Genomic DNA, 17,860 nt, shown 5'->3' with positions numbered 1-17,860 from the left:
GCGCCAGCTCGGTCCCGGCTGTGGCCGTGCACCCTCGTCACAGGCACGGGTCATAGCCGGTGATGAGCCAGCCCGCGCCGAGCTGCTGTTCAACCTGAAGGACGCCGAGCCGAGGACCAGGCGGAAGGAGCGGCTGCGGCTGAAACAGGCCATCCCACGTCATCCCGCAGGTGTCGACGACCGGACTCGCCGTGTAGACGATCTTGTACGAGCGCGGGGCCGGGGACTCGTAGCGCTGCTGGTCGGTCACCTGCCCTGCCAACTGGTGCACCGCTTCCGTACACGTCGACGTGCCGTGCACCACGGCGAACCGGACCTGCGCGCCGGGGGAGAACAGCGAGCAAGCCCGCGGATCGCTCCTGGCGATCATCGTCAGCAGCGTCGTCGGCACCGCGCTGGGCGACGAGAGCAGCATCCGCGCCACCGCCAGATCATGTTCCTGCTGGGCGATCTCGGCCTGCCGCCGGTGTTCCTGCCACGCGTCCCAGCCCAGTCCGCCCGCGCCGACCAACAGCGCCACACCGGCCGCAGCCAGCAATCGCCAGCGCAGCGGGCGAACGCCGAGCACGACCAGGCCGACACCGGCCGCCGCCAGCCACGCCCACACCGAAGTCATCGTCAGCAGCAGAACGAGCACGAGCACCAGGACCACGGGCACGGTCCACGGCCGCCACGACGCCGGAACCAGCGGCAGCACCAGGCGCACGAGCACGACCAGGCCCACGCCGACGAGCAACGGCCACCAGGACCAGCCCGACGCACTCCACAACATTAGCCCCGCGGCGAACAACGCCCACCCGACCGCAGGCCGACTCGACCCCCGTTTCCCGTACTCCACGATCCCCCCGGACTTGCCAAAGAATTGCCAAGAATCAACCGTAAACAACGGCAGATGACGGCAGGCAACGCAACACGCCGAGACCGATTCCCCGCAGGTGACAACAGATCTCGGCAAACGATGGCAAGCGTCGATGATCATGGAAACGAGATCAGAAGGTTTGGGGTTCGAATCCCTACGGGCGCGCGCTGATCAACAGCAGGAAACCCCCTCTGAGGAGGGGGTTTCCTGCTGTCTGGGGTCAGTTCGATGCGCATGGAGGGACGCCCCTCGTAGCCGTTCAGGCGGGTTGTGAGACCGAAGTGAGACCGAACGCGCCGCGACGGGACCGCGGAACCAGTGCGGCGGCTGCTTCGGCGGCAGAGATCGACAGCTCGGACGGGACCGAGACGTAGAGGTCGTTGGTCACTGAGAGTGACACATCGGTGTCCGAGGGCCCTGGGCGAGGAGATGTCGATCAGGGGGCCAGGCAGTTCACCCCGGGAAGCTCGGTGGGGGACGGCAGCGCCGTGGGATCCAGCGCAGAAGTGAGTTCCGAAGGCGTCTCGGCAAGACAGGTGGCGGCGTCGATGGGGTCGATGACGGCGGCGGCCACGCCGGTGCCCCCCAGCATTCCGGCGGCCAGCAGCAGCGGCACTGTGACAGTGTGCATCCGCATCGCGGGTTCCCTTCCTCGGAGTAGTGGAGTACTCCCAGACCTACCGGGCCCCGGGTACGGCCGCCCGGCGAGCCGCCAGAACGAGCGACACCCACCAGCACGGAAAACAACGAGCTCCCCCCGCACCCAGTTCATCCGGGGCGGGGGCGCTGTTCATCGTGGGCGGGCGGCTGTTCCGCTCTGCCAGTCGGCTGCTCGCCGCCGGGCGCTACGACCCCGCTGTGGAGTCCGACTTCACCGCTGTGACCGCCGAGCTCGGCGAGGTCGCCGGGTGGCTGGCGTTCGACGCAGTGCAGTTCGACGCGCTGCCATGCTCGCCGCTCTCGACGTCCACACCAGACACAGGGTGCTGGAAATCGGCTCTGGTACGGGGTGGAACGCCGCGAACCTCGCCGCCCACGTCGGTGAGACCGGTCGCGTCGTCTCGATCGAGGTCGACCCGCACATCGCCGAGCAGGCCCGCCGGAACCTCAACACCAGCGGCATTCTCGCGACCGTGGTCACCGGGGATGGAACCGCGGGTTACCGCTCTGCCGCCCCGTTCGATCGGGTGATCGCCACGGCATCGGTTCGGCGGATTCCCCTGGCTTGGATCGAACAGACCCGGCCTGGCGGGGTGCTGGTGGTGCCGTTCGGCACCGACTACAGCAACGGCACCCTGCTGCGCTTGCTCGTCGACGACGACGGGACTGCCGTGGGCAGGTGCGGGCGGAACCTCGCGTTCATGCGGCTACGACAGCAGCGACGGGACTTCCTGAACCCGACCGAGCAGGAGATCACCGACGCCGAGGTGACGACCATCAACCACAGCGGCCGGGGAGCTGTTCGAGATCACCGACTACACCCGCGCTGCCTTCACCATCGGCCTGCACGTCCCGGACTGTTACCTCACGATCGAGGACATCGGCAGCGACCGCAGACATGTCGAGTTGCATGATGTCAGCTCGGGTTCGTGGGCGCGGGTCACCATGCACCGTGAGGCCGCATTCACCGTGCACCAACTCGGCCCCCGACACCTCTGGTCCGAAGTCGACGACGCCTACCGGGGATGGATCAGTGCGGGCCGCCCCACTCCCGACCAATACGGGCTCACCACCACCGCCGATGGGGCACACCGGGTGTGGCTCGACGAACCATCGAACGTGATCACCTCGCTGTGAGGGTGGAGACGTCCCGCGCCGCATCGAGGAGCCGTCAGGGCCCGGGTGAGGGCGGCGGCGGATTGGGATCCCATTCCACGCAGGGAGTGTGGTCGAAAGGATCCTGATCAGGGCAACGCCGCCAGTGCCCCTGGCCCTGTGCGGCTTTCACCGCCGACTTGCCAACAACGGCGAAAAAGACGGCGATCGCCAGCCCGAACACCACGTTGCCGATTGCCTCGCCGATGTCCGGGTCTACCTTGAGCGTGATGCGTATCTCCGAGTTGCGTACCTTGTGCCAGTTAGCTCGAACGAAATCGTCCACCCCGTTTCTTTCGAATGTTTTCGTTTCGTCTGCGTCCAGTTCTCCTGCCAGGGTCTGGCCGTGTCCCGTGTCGCCTATGGCAACACCCAGGGCGAAAGAGTCGCCGGCGATGACCCCATCATCATGGAATCGTGTGGAGATGAACCAGTGCCCGGTGCTGTAAAAGGTGATCTTGATGGGGCCTGAAACATCCCCGGCTGATATCGGCCGCGCGATCTCTCGCTGCTGCACGGGGAAATGAGATCACGGACGCTGACCGGGGGTTGTCGACCCTCCAGTTCGCACAGCGCACGTAGGCTGATGGGGCCATTGCCGGTGAAGCGTCGTGAACCTCTCACAGATGGCATGACGGCACCTTCGACTTCCTGCAGTTATTGCAGGGTCACCAGGATGGGAATGTGACCGAGGCGCCCGGTGATCGAGTGGAGCGCCTTTCCGACAACCGCGCCGAACGCCCGTGTCGGATCGGTGGCCTTCATAGCGTGACCTGGAGTGTCCGACGTGGTCAGCATGTCCCCGGTCTCGACTGGCATGTCACGTGCGTCCACGTTGCATTGAACCTTGCCCATCAGCGACAGGGAGACCCTGGCCGAATCGTCGTCACCCCGCCTGTCGAGCACGATGGCGGGGTTGTGGTTGCCGGCACCGGAAACCACCCCGGCGACGCACTTGTCGTAGGCGGTCGTGCTGTGCCGTACCCGTCCTTCCTCACTGAACACGGCCACTGTTCCGGGCGTCAGCAGCTCGTGGGCGTCCTCATCGGTATCAAAGTCTTCCGCGCAGTCTCCGAGGACGATGTCGAATCCGCTCGCGACTCTGATCGCCGGTTCCGACGGATTGGCGGGATTGCCGCTCGCCCGGAAGTTCTGCGCGGTGGTGATCAGCGTGTCGCACAGGTCGAAATTCGCCTGGAATCCCTTGACGTTCAAAGATTCGACCGTTGGCGAACTAAAAAGGTCGCCATTCACGCGAACAGGGCCACTCAGTCCTTGTGCGTCGGATACGATGTGCGTCCACTCGCCGAACCCTGCGCTCGACAGGTCCCTGAGGCTCGTGAAACTCCCGTCACTTTCCAGTTTTCCGGTGACCGCCTTTTTTGTGATGGCGTTGTAGAATAAGAGGGTTCTTCCGTCGCTGACGATGTGCGTCCACTCGCCGAACCCGGCACTCGTCAGGTCTTTCTTGTGGGTGTAGTCACCGTTGAAGTTGACCGTTGCCGTACCTGCGGTGCGGGTTTTGGAATTATAGAAGAAGAGCATGGTGTTTCCCCAGTGTCGAGTGTGATGACCTTGTCTGTGTGGCCACCAAGCAGAGGTTTGCGTCAGTTCGCTATCGCACACCCGTCGAGAGAATTTTCGAATCAGCCCGGTGCCAGCATGAGCTTTATTCTCCAGCCGATAGCAGTGTCCCTCTGCTGGGCTCATGGTCGTAATACTCGTCACTCGAACGAGGCATACGGTGGTGAGCGCAGTATTCGCCATCGCAACGGATGAACGCCAAGCTCGACACCGACCTCGGCTGAAATCAGCCCGCCGCGCTGGCGGCCGGGCGATCCGGGGAGCAGGATCGCGGCATGGCGGCGGTGCCCGGAATGCCTGGTTGGCTTCGGCGGGGCCCGATGCTGCCCACTGCCGGGCCACCGCCGGTCGGGTCCGGCTGGGCGGTGGAGATCAAGTGGGACGGGGTGCGGGTGCTCGTCGTCTCCGGCCCCGTTGGGCTGCGGGTGATCAGCCGCAACGGGCGGGACATGACCAGCTCCTTCCCCGAGCTCGCCGCGCTCACCGAGGTGCTCGGGGGACGGCGCGCGGTGCTGGACGGTGAGATCGTCGTCCTCGGCTCTGGCGGCCAGCCCGACTTCAGCCGCCTCCAGGCGCGGGTGCACCGGGACCGGCCCACGACCGCGCTGCTCCGCGACGTGCCCGTGCGGTTGTATGCGTTCGACCTGCTGCACCTCGACGGGGTCGACCTGCTGGCCGAGCCCTACGTCGACCGCCGCGACCACCTCGACGCCGTGGGCCTGGAGCACGGACCCGTCCACGTGCCGGACTGCTACACCGACATACCGCCGGTGAAAATGCTGGCAGTCGCCCGCGAACACCACCTGGAGGGCATCGTCGCCAAGCGGCTCACCTCGCGGTACGCGCCGGGAACACGGTCACCGGAGTGGATCAAAACCACGATCCGGCGCAGCACCGAGGTCACCGTCGGCGGCTGGGTTCCGGGCACCGGCGCGCACCGGCACGTCCTCGGGGCGCTGCTGGTCGGGGTCCGCGACGACCGCGGGCGGTTGCGCTACGCCGGCCACGTCGGCACCGGTTTCGCGGAGCGCGACCGGGCGGTTTTCGCTGCCGGGCTCGACGAACTCGCCCGCACCACCAGCCCGTTCACCGACCCGGTGCCACCGGAGTTCGCCGCGGCGGCCCGCTGGGTCGAACCGCTGGTGGTGGCCGAGGTCGAGTTCCGCGAGTGGACCGCGGGCGGACACCTCCGGCACCCGTCGTTCCGCCGCATCGTCGTCCCGAGCTGAAACCGTCCGCTGTGGGCCCGGATCAACGCCGACGCTGAACATGTGCACGACGCGTTCGGCTAGACGATCTGTGGGGCGAGCTTGCCGACCGGCTGCTCCGGGTCCACGTCCGCCAGGGCGTGGAAGACGTCCAGGAACCCGCGGTGGTGTGCGATGACGTCCTCGGGCCGGTACAGCGCCGGGCTCGCGTTGGAGTCGATACGCAGCGATCCTTCCGCGCAGCGCTGGTAGACGTTGAGGGCGAAGTCCTCCACCGAACCGTTGCTGAGGTTGTGCAGGGTCACCGGGTGCTGCCCGAAGCGCAGCGGCGGGTCGTAGCCCATGATGTTGATGGCCGGGGGTTGCGGGATCTCGCTCATGTCGGGAATTCCGAGGTCCTGGGGCAGGTACAGCAGCGGGTAGCGCTGGTGCTGCAGCAGTCCCCGCGCCCGTTCGGCGGTGTGCCGCAGGAGTTCGGCCACGCTCATCTCCGGGCGCACCCGAAGCCGCAGCGGGAGCGTGTTGGACAGCATGCCGGGTGTGGTGCGGGCGATGGCGCCCTGGCGGCCGGTCACCGTCAGTTCGAGGAGCAGGTCCTCGGAGCCGGTGACCAGGTGCGTGTGGACGCCCAGCGCCGCCATCGCCAGGGTCGGCAGGCTGACGCGACTCCGCCGCGCCTGCTCGCGCAGCCGGTCGACCACCGCGACCGGTACGGTTTCGGTCTCCCGCAGGAAGTTCCGGCACGGTGCGGCCCGGTGCGGCGCACCCGAGAGGCTTCGGATCTCCGGTAGTTCCGCCAGTTCCCGCAGCCAGTACTCGCGATCGCGCTGGAAGCGGTCCGACCCCAGGTAGCCAATCTCGTCGGCGACCAGGGCGCGCAACGATCCGAACGGGTTCGCGCCGCGGTCCCACTCGCTTTCCCAAGCCGTGTAGTGCTCGGCGATCCGCTGCGCGAACAGCGAGAACCCGTAGCCGTCCATGGCGATGTGGTGGCAGGCGACGTGGAGCAGGCACCGGTCGGCCGCCAGGCGCAGAAGGGTCATCCGGAACGGCAGCTCGCTGGCGGGGTCCAGCGGCTGTTCCAGGTCCGCGGCCATCCACGCCTGCGCCTGCTGCCACGGGTCGGCGGCGTCGCGCAGGTCGACCACCGGCAGCGGCCAGGCCGCCGCCGGGTCGACGACCTGCCACGGGCCGCGTTCGTCGGCGCCGATGCGGATGCGAAACGCCTCGGCCTCGGCGACCGCCCGCCGAACCGCGGCCTCGACCAGTGCGACGTCGACCGGCCCGCGGACGTCCAGGTACTCGGCGGCCTTGTGGGCCGGGTTCTGCGGTTGCGCCTGCTGTGCGAGCCACACCCAGGTCTGCGCGGCGGTCAACGGCAAACGCTCATGTCGAGCAGGCATCTTCGCTCCATGTTCACTGCGAGTGTTGATGATGGTACAGAGCGTAGTGTCCTGATCTGCTCGCTGCTGGCTGCGCATCGCGGCCTTGGGATCTCCCGGCAGTCGGCCAGCCGCCGGAGCTGCTGCTGAACATCGGTCATGGCTCCCGCGTCAACGTTGGCGTGGCCAACGATATGGGGAAATCGTGGGTCATTCCAACGATTTGGTAGACTGCGCGCGTGCAGACCACGCCGCGTCGCTTGCGCAAGCTGCCCAGCCGACTGCTGACGCAGACCGCCGTGCACGCCCACCGGCTGGTGTCCGAAGGGTTGGCCGGCTCGCACCGCTACCACTACTCGCTGCTGGCGGCGCTCGACGAGTTCGGCCCCTCCAGTCAGGCGGAACTCGGGCGGCGCTGCGGAATCGACCGCAGCGACGTCGTCGCGGTGGTCAACCGGCTCGTCGACGCGGGGCAGGTCGAACGCGCCCCGGACCCGGCCGACCGGCGGCGCAACATCATCACCATCACGCCTGGCGGCAAGCGCGAACTGCGGCGGCTGGACCGGGCTCTCGCCGGTGTCCAGGAGCGGCTGCTGGCGCCGCTGTCGGCCGTCGAACGCGAGCAGCTGGTGCGCCTACTGGCCAAGGTCCTCACCCACCACGCACAAACCTGAGCCCCTCAGACAACCCCATGCCGGGTGGCAGGCTGATCGGGCAGGCTTGCGGGGCTGGGAGATCGGACGAACGGAGATCGACATGGACCAGTGGAGTGCAGTCGACGACTACCTCACCGCGCTGCTCGCGCCCGAGGACCCGGTGCTGACCGCCGCGGTGCGAGCCGGTGACGAAGCCGGGCTGCCCCGCATCAACGTCTCGCCGCTGCAGGGGAAGCTGCTGCACCTGCTGGCGCGTTCGGTGCAGGCGCGCCGCGTCCTCGAGGTGGGCACGCTCGCCGGCTACAGCACCATCTGGCTCGGTCGCGCCCTGCCCCCGGACGGTCGGCTGGTCACGTTGGAGTCGGAACCGAAGCACGCCGAGGTCGCCCGCGCCAACCTGGCCCGCGCCGGGCTGGACGGCATCGCGGAGGTGCGCGTCGGGCCGGCCCTGGAAACGCTGCCGCAGCTGACCGAAGAGACCTTCGACCTGGTGTTCATCGACGCGGACAAGCCGAACATCCCCGACTACTTCCGCTGGGCGCTGGTGCTGACCAGGCCGGGCGGGCTGGTCATCGTCGACAACGTGGTCCGCGACGGTGCGGTCGCCGACGAGCACAGCACCGATCCGGCCGTGCAGGGCGTGCGCCGGTTCCACGAGCTGCTCGCGTCGGAGCCGCGGGCGGCGGCCACCACGATCCAGACGGTGGGAGTGAAGGGCTACGACGGGTTCACCCTTGCCGTCGTCCTCCCCACCGCGGACTGACTGTCACCCATGCTGGAAGGCGGGTGGACCGCGATCGGCGGCCGCCGCGCGCCGAACGTCTGATGTGGAGGGTGCGCGGCGGGCGCACCCTCCGACGGCATCAGGACTTCTCGACCTCGGCGGGTAGCCCGCCGGTGATCCGCACCAGTTCCTCGAACGACGTCGGGAACATCGCGTGCTTGCGGCCCGCCCCGGCCCACACCACGGGGTACTCGGCGAGCTTGCGGTCGACCACGGTCCGGATCGGCTCCGGGTGGTCGACCGGCCCCACCCCGCCGACCGGCTGTCCGGTCACGGCGAGCACGAACTCCGGGGTGGCGCGGCGGATCCTGCGCACCCCGAGCAGCCGGGCGACGTGCCGGGTGTCGACCCGGTGCGCCCCGCTGGCGACGATCAGCAGCGGCTCGTCGTCGGCGGTGAAGACGAGGCTGTTGGCGATGGCCCCGATATCGCAGCCGAGTTCCGCGGCGGCGGCCGCGGCGGTCGGCAGCTCGACGTCGAACTCGACGACCTGACCGGCCACGCCGAGCTCCCGCAGGCGCGCGGCGAAGGTGTCCGTGGCATTGCTCATGCCGCGCAGAATCCCGCAGGCCACAACCCCGAACAAGTCAATTTCCCGGCGCGTCGCACGCCTGCGCGCACGGCGGCCGCACCGGCGCCTGCGAGCACCCGTAACACCGGCCGGGGCCGGGTCGAAATGCCGGGTGCGGCCCGCGTGCGGCCGTCGTTCCAGCTGCTCCGGGAAGCGCCCGCCCCGCCGGGTGGTCAGCGGCCACCGGGGCATCACCAACCGAACACCTCTTCTCGCCGTTCGCCCCGACGCGGGCCTCGTCGTGCCCGTGTCCGGTCCAGGCGCAACGGCACCCCCGGCCGCCACCCAGGTGGTCGGGTGTCACGCGCGCCCCCGTCACAGCGACCCACGAGGGATGCTCCATGCCCTTCCGGCTCCTGGTGCTCGCCGTCGGCACCTTCGTCATCAACACCGGTTCCTACCTCGTCGCCGGTGTGCTGCCCGCGATCGCCGCGCACGTGGGCGTTCCGGTGACCACCGCGGGCCAACTGGTCACCGCGCACGCCCTGACCTACGCGGCGAGCGCCCCGGTTCTGTCCACAGTGGTCGGCCGGTGGGAGCGCCGCCGGCTGCTGTGGCTGTCCCTGGGCCTGTTCGCGCTGAGCAACATCGCCACCGCGGTGGCCCCCGACTTCGCCACGCTCACCGCCGCGCGCGTGCTGGGCGCGCTCGGGGCGAGCCTGTTCACGCCGACGGCGGTGGTCATCGCCGCCGACCTGGTGCCGCTGGACCGGCGCGGCCGGGCGGTGTCCGCGGTGCTCAGCGGACTGACCCTGGCCACGGTGATCGGCGTGCCGCTGGGTGTGCTGCTCGAGGATTCCGTCGGGTACCAGGGGTTGTTCTGGGCGGTCGCGGTCCTGGCGGTGCTCGCCGGGGGCGCTCTGCTGCTCCTGCCGCGGGTTCCCGCACCGCCGGTGGTGCGGCTCCGGGACCGGGTTTCGGTGCTGGGGAACCGTGCCGTGCTGCTGGTGCTCGCCGTGTCGCTGCTGGGCTCGCTCGCCGACTTCGCCGCCTACACCTACGCCTCCCCGATGCTGTCCGAGCTGACCGGTGCGGGCCCGGCGGTGCTGAGCGCGTTGCTGTTCGGCTACGGCGTCGCGGGCGCGATGGGCAACGCGGTCGTCGGCCGGGTCACCGACCGGTTCGGCCCCGGCTTCGGGATCGCCGGCTCGCTGCTGGTGCTCGCGGCCGGGCTGGCGCTGCTGCCGCTGGTGGGCGGATTGCTGCCGGCCACCGCCGCGGTGCTGGTGCTGTGGGGGCTCGGCGGTTGGGGCATCATGCCCGCCGTCCAGCACCGGTTGATCTCGCTGGCCCCGGCCGGTGCCACGGTGGTGATCGCCTTCAACTCCTCGGCGCTGTACCTGGGCATGGGTTTCGGCGGGCTGGCCGGGGGAGCGGTCGCCGCGCACTGGGGCTGGGCGGCGCTCGGTCCGGTGTCGGCCGCGGTCGCGCTGCTGGCGCTCCTGCTGTTCCGGCACATCCCGCGCGCCGCGGCGCCAGTGCCCGCGCCGGAGCAGACCACCGACCCGGCGCGGACTGCCTGACCGCGAGTCAGAGCAGGAGCGGGAGCCTGCGCACCCCGGTCATGGTGGGGCTCGGCAGGAACTCCGGGCCGTCGCCGGGATCGGTCCGCAGGTTCGGGAACCGGTCGAGCAGGATGTTCAACGCCACCCGGCCCTCCAGTCGGGCCAGCGGTGCGCCGAGGCAGAAGTGGATGCCGCGGCCGAAGGCGATCTGCGAGTTCGGTTGCCGAGTGACGTCGAACACGTCCGGGTTCTCGAACTGCCGCGGGTCCCGGTTGGCCGCCGCCACCCACAGCAGCACCAGTTCGTCGGCCCCGATCCGCTGACCGCCGAGCTCGACCTCCCGGTTGGTGGCGCGGGACACCGCGGCGAAGGGGCTGAAGAAGCGCAGCGACTCCTCGATCGCGCTGGGCACCAGCGACCGGTCCGCCCGCACCTTCGCCATCTGCTCGGGGTGCGCGTCCAGACACAGCACGGTGTTACCCAGCAGCATGGTGGTGGTGATGTGCCCGGCGATCAGCAGCACCATGCCGAAGTTGACCACTTCGGGGTCGCGCAGCTGAGCACCGTCCACTTCGGCCTGCACGAGCTTGGTCAGCAGGTCCTCGCGCGGGTGGCGCCGTCGTTCGGCGACGTGCTCACCGAGGTAGTCGGCCAGCTGCCGGACCTGCTCCAGCGCCTGCTGCAGGTACGCCTCCTGCTCCGGGGTCCGCTCCTTGAGCGAGAACTGGTTGGAGCTGGCGAACATCGCGTCCACCCACTTCTTGAACAGCCCCCGATCGCTGCTGGGCACGCCGAGCAGCTCCGCGATCACGATCACCGGCAGCGGGTAGGCCAGGTCGGCGACCAGTTCGGTGCGGTCGGACACCGCGTCGAGCAGTTCGTGGGTCAGCTCGGTGATGCGCGGTTCCAGGTCGGCGACGACCTTGGGGGTGAACGCGTGGCTGACCAGCTTCCGCAGCTTCTGATGCTCCGGCGGGTCCATCTGCACCAGGTTGCCCTCGGTGAACAGGCCGTCCGAGGTTTCCGGCACCAGCCGCTGGGTGTGGGACGAGAAGGTGGCGGGGTCGCTGAGGGCCTGCAGGATCTCGGGATAGCCGTAGACGTTCCACATCCCGGTCGTCTCGTCGTGCTGGACCGGCTGCTCCGGTCGCACGCCACGCAGCCAGAACTGCGCCGGGTTGATCCCCCAGGCGTCGGCGAGGGTCGTCATGTGGTGCCCCTTTGTGACGGCGAGCGCCGCCGGTCAGGTGCGCTCGGGTTTCGGATCGGTGGTGTAGATCCACTTCCGGTAGGTCGCGTTGATGTCGTCGAACAGCGCGCTGATCTCGGCCGCGGCGGCGGTCAGCGTCGCGCGGTCCGGGCCGTCGGCGGGTTCGAAGGCGCGCCGGACGGTCTGCGCCAGGGCGTCGGCCCTGGCGTCGTCGTCGAGTCCCCCCAGGTATGGATTGATGTTGTCCACCAGGTAGAACCCGGTGACCGCCGCGTTCATCGAGAAGGCCAGGTGGGGCACGTCGTCGCGCACCAGGCCGTACTTGGTGATCAGCTCGTAGTACCGCTCCGTGTACTCCTGCCCCTGCAGCTGGGCGGAGCTGCGCTTGAGGTTGCCCAGCAGTTCGGTGTCGCCGGTGACCAGCGCCCGCATCAGCGGTCGGCGCTGCACGGCCAGGAAGGACGACCGCAGGAACCGGTGCGGTCGGACCTCCTCGGGGTCGCGGCGCAACCCGCTGACGAGTTCGTCGATGACGTTCGTCGACTCGCGCAGGACGAGCGACTCGAACAGCCGCTCCTTGGTGCGCCAGTGCAGGTAGACGGTGCCCTTGCCGATGCCCGCCTGCCTGGCTATGTCCTCGATGGTCACCTTCCGGTAGCCCAACCGCACCATGAGCTCGCCGACCGCGTCGAGGATGCGGTCGGCACGGTCGTCGGGCTGCGGCATGGGCGCCTCCGGAGGTCGTTCGGCCACTCGGGTGACTGGATGACCAAAAACGAAATCTGGTCAACCGGTCAGGCATGACGGTAGCGCGGAATCCGGTCGCGGGGCAACGGGTCGCCCGGAAGTGGCAAACAGCCCTGCCACGCCCCTCCGCCGGGCGACAACGGCAGGCGCACCCGGCCGCGTGGGCTTAGCGTCGATCCGCGCGTTGGAGGGCTGTGCGGCAGGTCAGCCCGAGCGCACGACAGGAGTGGGCGGGACGCACCGTCCGACGACATCGCCGCCTGGCCCAGGCTGGCGAGCGGGACCAGGTGAGGGCCGTCCCGCCCGGCAGTGGTCGGAGCGGATCATGGAGGGGCCGCCTGACGCACAGGGCGGCCCCTCTTTCACAGCTCGGGGCTCTCGACGCTCGCGGCGTCCGCGGACAGCGCCACCACGCGCCCGCCCTGCTCGCCGAGTTCGCGCAGCCGCGCCAGCCCGGCGGCGTCCAGCGGCACCGTGCTGCTCGTCCGGGGGCTGTCGGCCAGCTCCTCCAGATCGGCCCGCGCCGCACAACCCGCATCCACTGTGGACTTGAGGCTGCCGGTGGAGGCGAGCGAGCCGCGCGCCGCGCCGAGCCGGCCGAGGGCGTCGTCGACGGCGTCCAGCAGCGCGTCCCGGTTGCCCTCGGTCATCGCGCGCACCAGGTCGGGGTCGCTGCCGGCCACCCGGGTGCCGTCCCGGAACGACCCGGCGGCCAGCGACAGGGCCAGCGGGCCCCCGTCCGACCCGACCGCGGCGAGCACCGCGGCGAACACGTGCGGCAGGTGCGAGATGCGGGCGACCGCGGAGTCGTGCGCGGCGGCCGAGGTCGGCACCACCTGGGCCCCGCAGTCCAGGGCCAGGTGCGCGGCCTCGCGCCACGCCGCGACCTTGGTGTCCTCCTCGACGGTCACCGCCCACGCCGCACCGGCGAACAGCTCGGCGAATCCGGCCGACCACCCGGAAGCGGACAACCCGGCCATCGGGTGCCCCCCGGCGTAGCGGGCGCTGGGCAGCGTCCGGCGCACCTCGGCCGCGACCGGCCCCTTCACACTCACCACATCGGTCAGCCACGCCTCCGGGGCGTGCTCGGCGACCTCCCGCAGCACTGCGCGCACCGCGGTCAACGGCGTCGCGACGACCACCAGCGCATCCTCGGCGGCGGCCCGCCGCAGGGCCTGCTCGGTCGACAGCACCTCGAAGCCGTCCGCCCGCGCGGCGGTGGCGTCCACCTCCGATGCGGTGCTGCCCCAGGCGGGGCGCCCGGCGGAGGCGGCGGCCCGCAGCACGGAGCCGCCGATGAGTCCCAGTCCGATCACGCACACGGCACGCATTGGCCCATCCTGCCCGACCTCGCCCGGTGACCGCGCAGCCCCATGCGCGGTACGCCACGCTGCGTGCCCGGCGACTCGCGCCCACCACGAAGCGGACGAGCCGCGCACCTCCCTACCCGGTTGAGCGGCAAATGATGCTCGGAAGGTTACGACGGCGCAATAGTGCTTTCGGGTGGCGTAAGTACGCTTTACGGTGTCCTCATGACGGTGCAGGAGCCGGTCGCGGGCTTCGCCGTCGCCGTCGTGCGGGAGGACGGGCGGTGGCGGTGCAGCATGATGGACAAATCGGTGCTGACCGGCCTCGACGCCTGCATCACGGCGCTGCGCGAGCTGCGCTCCACCGGCGCGGTGTTCGGCATGTGCAATGTGGACGACGAGTTCTTCGTGCTGATCAGGCCGGTGCCCGGTGGAGTGGACCTGCTGCTGTCGGACGCGGCGGCGGCGCTGGACTACGACATCGCGGCGGACGTCCTCGACCTGCTGCGCGTCGACCCCCCGGACGAGGACGACGAGGAGGTCTGGCCGGAGGGCAACCTGGCGATCCTGGCCGACCTGGGCCTGCCGGAGGGCGAACTGCTGGTGATCATCGAAGAGGTCGACCTCTACCCCGACGAGCAGCTGGAGATGATCGCGCAGCGCTGCGGCTTCGGTGACGACTTCGCGAAGCTGTTGGAGAATCTGGACCAGTGATCGGCTCGAAAGGCCGCGCCGGGGACGCCGACCTGGTGCGGGCCGCGCTCGAGGTCGCCGCCGAGGCGCCCGCCACCGGCGACGTGCCCATCGGCGCGGTGGTGGTCGACCCGGTGGGACGGGTACTGGCGCGAGCGCACAACCAGCGGGAGGCGCTGCGGGACCCGACGGCGCATGCCGAGATCCTCGCGCTGCGCGCGGCGGCGGCCGTGCACGGCGACGGCTGGCGGCTGGAGGGCTGCACGCTCGCGGTCACCGTGGAGCCGTGCACCATGTGCGCGGGCGCGTTGGTGCTGGCCAGGGTGGCCAGGGTGGTCTTCGGGGTGTGGGAGCCGCGAACCGGTGCGGTGGGCTCGCTGTGGGATGTGGTGCGGGACCGCCGCCTCAACCACCGGCCCGAGGTGGTCGGTGGCGTGCTGGCCGACGAGTGCGCGGCCGTGCTGGAGGAGTTCTTCACCCACCACCGCTCGTGACACGGGTGCGATCGGCCGCAGCGGGTACCCCACGGAGTGCAGGCAATTCCGAGGGACGGAGCGAGACGATGGGTGTGTTCGACAAGGCCAAGCAGCGGGCGGAACAGCTCGCCGGGAAGGCCAAGGAGGCGGTGGGCCGGGCGACCGGCGACGAGGACCTGGAGAACGCGGGCAAGCGCGACGAGCTCGAGGGCAAGGCCAAGGAGGCCGGCCAGGACGTCAAGGACCGAGCTGCCGGCGCGGTCGAGGACACCCGGGAGCGCTTCCGCCGGGATGAATGATCCCGTGCGTTTCACCGGGTCGGGGAGCTTGTCCGCTCCCCGATGACCACCCCGGACTGTGACGATGGGTCCGTCTCGCATCAGCGGGGCGGACTCATTGCGTTGCGGGGGGTGACGTGGAGCCGACCGATGCGGATCTGGCCGCGTGCATCGCGGCGGGCGATGCCGACGCCTTCGAGCGGCTGGTGCGCCGCTACTCCGACGCCGTGCTCGGTATGGCGCTGCGGATGCTCGGCGATCGCGCCGAGGCCGAGGACGTCGTCCAGGACGTGTTCGTCACGGTGTGGCGGCGGGCCGGCGAGTTGGTCGCACCGGCGGCGCTGCGCACCTGGTTGTTCCAGGTCGCACGGCGCAACTGCCTGATCGTGCTGCGGCGCAGGCGCACCCGCCGCACCGATCCGGTCGAGACCGTGCCCGAGAACCGCACCGCGGTGGGGGCCGCGGTGCTGGTGGTCGATCCGCAGCGGGCCGTCGAGGCCGGGGCGGGCATGCTGGCGCTGCGGCGGGCGCTGGCCGGCCTGCCCACCCGGCAGCGCGACGTCTGGCTGCTCGCCGAGGTCGACGGCCTGTCCTACGTCGAGATCGGCCGCCGCGTGGGCGCTGGGGAGCAGGCGGTGCGCGGGCGCCTCTCGCGGGCCCGCGCGACCCTCGCGGACCAGATGCGGGCCTGGCGATGACCCCCTTCGCAGGGCCGACGGAGGCGGCCGGTACCCTTGCTGGCGGTAGCGTGTCCGAGCGGCCGAAGGAGCGCGCCTCGAAAGCGCGTGTGGTTAACAGCCACCGTGGGTTCGAATCCCACCGCTACCGCTCGACGAAGGGCCGGTTCCCGAACGGGACCGGCCCTTCGTCATGCCGCGGGTTCCCCGGCCACTTCCGGTCATGTCGCTTGATCGTGTGTCGGTGGTCGGCGAGGTCGGGTAGCTTGGCGTGATCATGTCGCCTGGCGAGGGGAAGCCGAAGTGCGCGTCACGTCACTGCTCGCCGCCACCGCGGTGCTGCTGTCGATCGCCCCGGCCGCGACCGCGCGGGAGACGGTCCGGATTCGCGACATCCAGGGCACCGCGCGGGTGTCGCCACTGGTCGGGCGGCGGGTCGCCGACGTTGTCGGCGTGGTGACCGGGGTGCGCGGGTACGGCTCGACCCGCGGGTTCTGGTTCCAGGACCCCGAAGCGGACGCGGACCCACGGACCAGCGAGGGCCTCTTCGTGTTCACCGGTGAGCAGACCCCGGCTGTCGCGGTGGGCGACGCGGTCACCGTCACCGGGGTCGTCGCGGAGCACTACCCGACGGCGGAGGGCGAGACGCCGGAGACCACCCCGAACCAGTCGGTCACCGAGCTGACCGGGGCGAGCTGGCGGATCACCGGCCGCGGCAGTGCGCCGGTGGAGGTGCTGGGGCCGGACTCGGTGCCGGTCGAGTACGCGCCGCAGGAGGGCAACATCGACAAGCGGCCGCTGGAGCCGGAGCGCTACGCACTGGACTTCTACGAGTCGCGCGAGGGCATGGTGGTGCGCGTCGACAACGCGCGCGTGGTCGGTCCGACCGACGCCCACCGGGCGCTGTGGGTCACGTCCAAACCGGACCAGAACGCCAACGAGCGCGGCGGCACCACCTACACCGGCTACACCGACCCGAACTCCGGTCGCCTCAGGGTCGAGTCCCTCGGGGGTGACGCGTTCCCCGCCGCCAACGTCGGCGACCAGCTGCTCGGCGCCACGCAAGGGCCGCTGGACTACAGCCGCTTCGGCGGGTACGTGCTGGCGGCGACGCGGCTGGGCGGGCACGTGCCGGGCGGCCTGCGCCCCGAGACCACGCGGCCGCAGGGCCGCGACGAGCTGGCGATCGCCACCTACAACGTGGAGAACCTCGCCGCCGGGGCCGACCAGGCCAGGGTCGACCGGCTCGCCGAGGGCATCGTGGACCGGCTCGCGGCACCGGACGTCGTGGCGCTGGAGGAGGTCCAGGACAACACCGGCCCCACCGACGACGGCGTGGTGGCCGCGGACCAGACGCTGCGGCAGCTCACTGACGCCATCGCGGCGGCGGGCGGCCCGCGCTACCTGTGGCGGCAGATCGACCCGCGCAACAACGCCGACGGCGGCCAACCGGGCGGCAACATCCGGGTCGCGTTCCTGTTCAACCCGGCACGGGTGTCCTTCGTGGACCGTCCGGGCGGGGATGCGACCACGCCGGTGCACCCGGTGGCCCACGGCGAGCGGGTGGCGTTGAGCGCGTCGCCCGGCCGCATCGCCCCGACCGACCCGGCGTGGCGGGACAGCCGCAAACCGCTGGTCGGCGAGTTCCTGTTCCGCGGCGCACCGGTGATCGTGGTGGCCAACCACTTCACGTCCAAGGGTGACGATCAGCCGCTGCACGGCCGGTTCCAGCCGCCCGCGCGGGTCTCGGCGGAGCAGCGCGCACAGCAGGCCCGCCTGGTCCGCGGGTTCGTCGACGAGGTGCTGGCCATCGACCCGGCGGCCCGGGTGGTTGTGCTCGGCGACCTGAACGACTACGGCTTCTCCCCGGCGTTGGCGCCGTTGACCGACGGGGCGGCGCTGGTGCCGCTGGCTGCGGAACTGCCGCCGGTGGAGCGCTACAGCTACGTCCACGAGGGCAACTCCCAGCAGCTGGACCACATCCTGGTCAGCCGCGCGGTCGACGCCGACTACGACCTGGTGCACACCAACGCGGAGTTCGCCGACCAGGCCAGTGATCACGACCCGCAGATCACCCGCATCCGCTTCTGGCGGCCTTGACGTTCGGA

Annotated in this window: 20 protein-coding genes and 1 tRNA gene; 12 read left to right on the top strand and 9 right to left on the bottom strand. The window is 70.4% G+C overall.

What is annotated here, in order from left to right; genetic code table 11:
• Nucleotides 1-37: 37 nt before the first annotated feature.
• A complete protein-coding gene (locus IEY17_RS21505; RefSeq protein ID WP_188990583.1) occupies nt 38-979 on the bottom strand; it encodes a hypothetical protein in 942 nt (313 codons plus the stop codon).
• Between the two features lie 316 nt (nt 980-1,295).
• Entirely contained in the window at nt 1,296-1,490 is a 195-nt protein-coding gene (locus IEY17_RS21500; RefSeq protein WP_229680394.1) for a hypothetical protein, read from the bottom strand.
• Nucleotides 1,491-1,842: 352 nt separating this feature from the next.
• Between IEY17_RS21500 and IEY17_RS26220 the strand changes: the two genes are divergently transcribed.
• Together IEY17_RS26220 and IEY17_RS21490 are read left to right on the top strand one after the other, a co-directional pair.
• The gene (locus IEY17_RS26220) at nt 1,843-2,433 is read left to right on the top strand and encodes a methyltransferase domain-containing protein (RefSeq protein ID WP_229680393.1); all 591 of its coding nucleotides are present in this window, start codon (nt 1,843-1,845) and stop codon (nt 2,431-2,433) included.
• Nucleotides 2,426-2,656: a hypothetical protein gene (locus tag IEY17_RS21490; RefSeq protein WP_188990577.1), complete on the top strand. Its 231-nt coding sequence runs from the start codon at nt 2,426-2,428 to the stop codon at nt 2,654-2,656. Before IEY17_RS26220 ends, IEY17_RS21490 begins: the two co-directional genes overlap by 8 nt.
• Before the next feature lie 34 nt (nt 2,657-2,690).
• On the opposite strand, the gene IEY17_RS21485 is transcribed toward IEY17_RS21490, so the two are convergent.
• Both IEY17_RS21485 and IEY17_RS21480 read right to left on the bottom strand, forming a co-directional pair.
• Nucleotides 2,691-3,191: a hypothetical protein gene (locus IEY17_RS21485; RefSeq protein WP_188990576.1), complete on the bottom strand. Its 501-nt coding sequence runs from the start codon at nt 3,189-3,191 to the stop codon at nt 2,691-2,693.
• A gap of 140 nt (nt 3,192-3,331) precedes the next feature.
• Complete coding sequence (locus IEY17_RS21480; protein ID WP_188990574.1) at nt 3,332-4,219, bottom strand: hypothetical protein; 888 nt, start codon at nt 4,217-4,219, stop codon at nt 3,332-3,334.
• Nucleotides 4,220-4,551: 332 nt separating this feature from the next.
• Between IEY17_RS21480 and ligD the strand changes: the two genes are divergently transcribed.
• Nucleotides 4,552-5,487, top strand: coding sequence for a non-homologous end-joining DNA ligase (gene ligD, locus IEY17_RS21475; RefSeq protein WP_229680392.1), 936 nt, complete (start codon nt 4,552-4,554; stop codon nt 5,485-5,487).
• A gap of 59 nt (nt 5,488-5,546) precedes the next feature.
• Here ligD and IEY17_RS21470 read toward each other — a convergent pair whose 3' ends face one another.
• Complete coding sequence (locus IEY17_RS21470; protein ID WP_188990572.1) at nt 5,547-6,869, bottom strand: condensation domain-containing protein; 1,323 nt, start codon at nt 6,867-6,869, stop codon at nt 5,547-5,549.
• Between the two features lie 218 nt (nt 6,870-7,087).
• Between IEY17_RS21470 and IEY17_RS21465 the strand changes: the two genes are divergently transcribed.
• Together IEY17_RS21465 and IEY17_RS21460 are read left to right on the top strand one after the other, a co-directional pair.
• Nucleotides 7,088-7,522 (top strand): MarR family winged helix-turn-helix transcriptional regulator, encoded by a 435-nt coding sequence (locus tag IEY17_RS21465; protein ID WP_188990570.1) that lies wholly within the window; start codon nt 7,088-7,090, stop codon nt 7,520-7,522.
• A gap of 76 nt (nt 7,523-7,598) precedes the next feature.
• Nucleotides 7,599-8,267, top strand: coding sequence for an O-methyltransferase (locus tag IEY17_RS21460; RefSeq protein WP_188990648.1), 669 nt, complete (start codon nt 7,599-7,601; stop codon nt 8,265-8,267).
• Nucleotides 8,268-8,367: 100 nt separating this feature from the next.
• Here the strand turns inward: IEY17_RS21460 and IEY17_RS21455 are convergent, their stop codons facing one another.
• Complete coding sequence (locus tag IEY17_RS21455) at nt 8,368-8,838, bottom strand: YbaK/EbsC family protein (protein ID WP_188990568.1); 471 nt, start codon at nt 8,836-8,838, stop codon at nt 8,368-8,370.
• 362 nt (nt 8,839-9,200) lie between these two features.
• On the opposite strand from IEY17_RS21455, the gene IEY17_RS21450 reads away from it, so the two are divergent.
• Complete coding sequence (locus tag IEY17_RS21450; protein WP_188990566.1) at nt 9,201-10,382, top strand: MFS transporter; 1,182 nt, start codon at nt 9,201-9,203, stop codon at nt 10,380-10,382.
• Between the two features lie 7 nt (nt 10,383-10,389).
• Here the strand turns inward: IEY17_RS21450 and IEY17_RS21445 are convergent, their stop codons facing one another.
• The 3 genes from IEY17_RS21445 to IEY17_RS21435 form a co-directional block, all read right to left on the bottom strand.
• The gene (locus IEY17_RS21445) at nt 10,390-11,574 is read right to left on the bottom strand and encodes a cytochrome P450 (protein WP_188990564.1); all 1,185 of its coding nucleotides are present in this window, start codon (nt 11,572-11,574) and stop codon (nt 10,390-10,392) included.
• A 33-nt stretch (nt 11,575-11,607) separates the two neighbouring features.
• On the bottom strand, nt 11,608-12,300 hold the full coding sequence (locus tag IEY17_RS21440) for a TetR/AcrR family transcriptional regulator (RefSeq protein WP_188990562.1): 693 nt from the start codon (nt 12,298-12,300) through the stop codon (nt 11,608-11,610).
• A gap of 383 nt (nt 12,301-12,683) precedes the next feature.
• Entirely contained in the window at nt 12,684-13,652 is a 969-nt protein-coding gene (locus tag IEY17_RS21435) for a prephenate dehydrogenase (RefSeq protein WP_188990560.1), read from the bottom strand.
• Nucleotides 13,653-13,853: 201 nt separating this feature from the next.
• Between IEY17_RS21435 and IEY17_RS21430 the strand changes: the two genes are divergently transcribed.
• The 6 genes from IEY17_RS21430 (at nt 13,854) to IEY17_RS21405 (ending at nt 17,852) form a co-directional block, all read left to right on the top strand.
• Nucleotides 13,854-14,342, top strand: a complete 489-nt coding sequence (locus IEY17_RS21430) for a tRNA adenosine deaminase-associated protein (protein ID WP_188990558.1) — start codon at nt 13,854-13,856, stop codon at nt 14,340-14,342.
• Nucleotides 14,339-14,815, top strand: coding sequence for a nucleoside deaminase (locus tag IEY17_RS21425; protein WP_229680391.1), 477 nt, complete (start codon nt 14,339-14,341; stop codon nt 14,813-14,815). Before IEY17_RS21430 ends, IEY17_RS21425 begins: the two co-directional genes overlap by 4 nt.
• 68 nt (nt 14,816-14,883) lie before the next feature.
• Nucleotides 14,884-15,096, top strand: coding sequence for a CsbD family protein (locus IEY17_RS21420; RefSeq protein ID WP_188990556.1), 213 nt, complete (start codon nt 14,884-14,886; stop codon nt 15,094-15,096).
• 116 nt (nt 15,097-15,212) lie between these two features.
• Nucleotides 15,213-15,773 (top strand): RNA polymerase sigma factor, encoded by a 561-nt coding sequence (locus IEY17_RS21415; protein ID WP_188990554.1) that lies wholly within the window; start codon nt 15,213-15,215, stop codon nt 15,771-15,773.
• Nucleotides 15,774-15,817: 44 nt separating this feature from the next.
• Nucleotides 15,818-15,903 (top strand) — tRNA-Ser (locus tag IEY17_RS21410).
• Between the two features lie 152 nt (nt 15,904-16,055).
• Nucleotides 16,056-17,852, top strand: coding sequence for an endonuclease/exonuclease/phosphatase family protein (locus IEY17_RS21405; RefSeq protein WP_188990552.1), 1,797 nt, complete (start codon nt 16,056-16,058; stop codon nt 17,850-17,852).
• Nucleotides 17,853-17,860 lie beyond the last annotated feature (8 nt).

This window comes from Saccharopolyspora thermophila (assembly GCF_014646075.1).
GTDB classification, from domain to species: Bacteria; Actinomycetota; Actinomycetes; order Mycobacteriales; family Pseudonocardiaceae; genus Saccharopolyspora; species Saccharopolyspora thermophila.
This window is presented reverse-complemented; position numbering and strand designations above follow the sequence as displayed.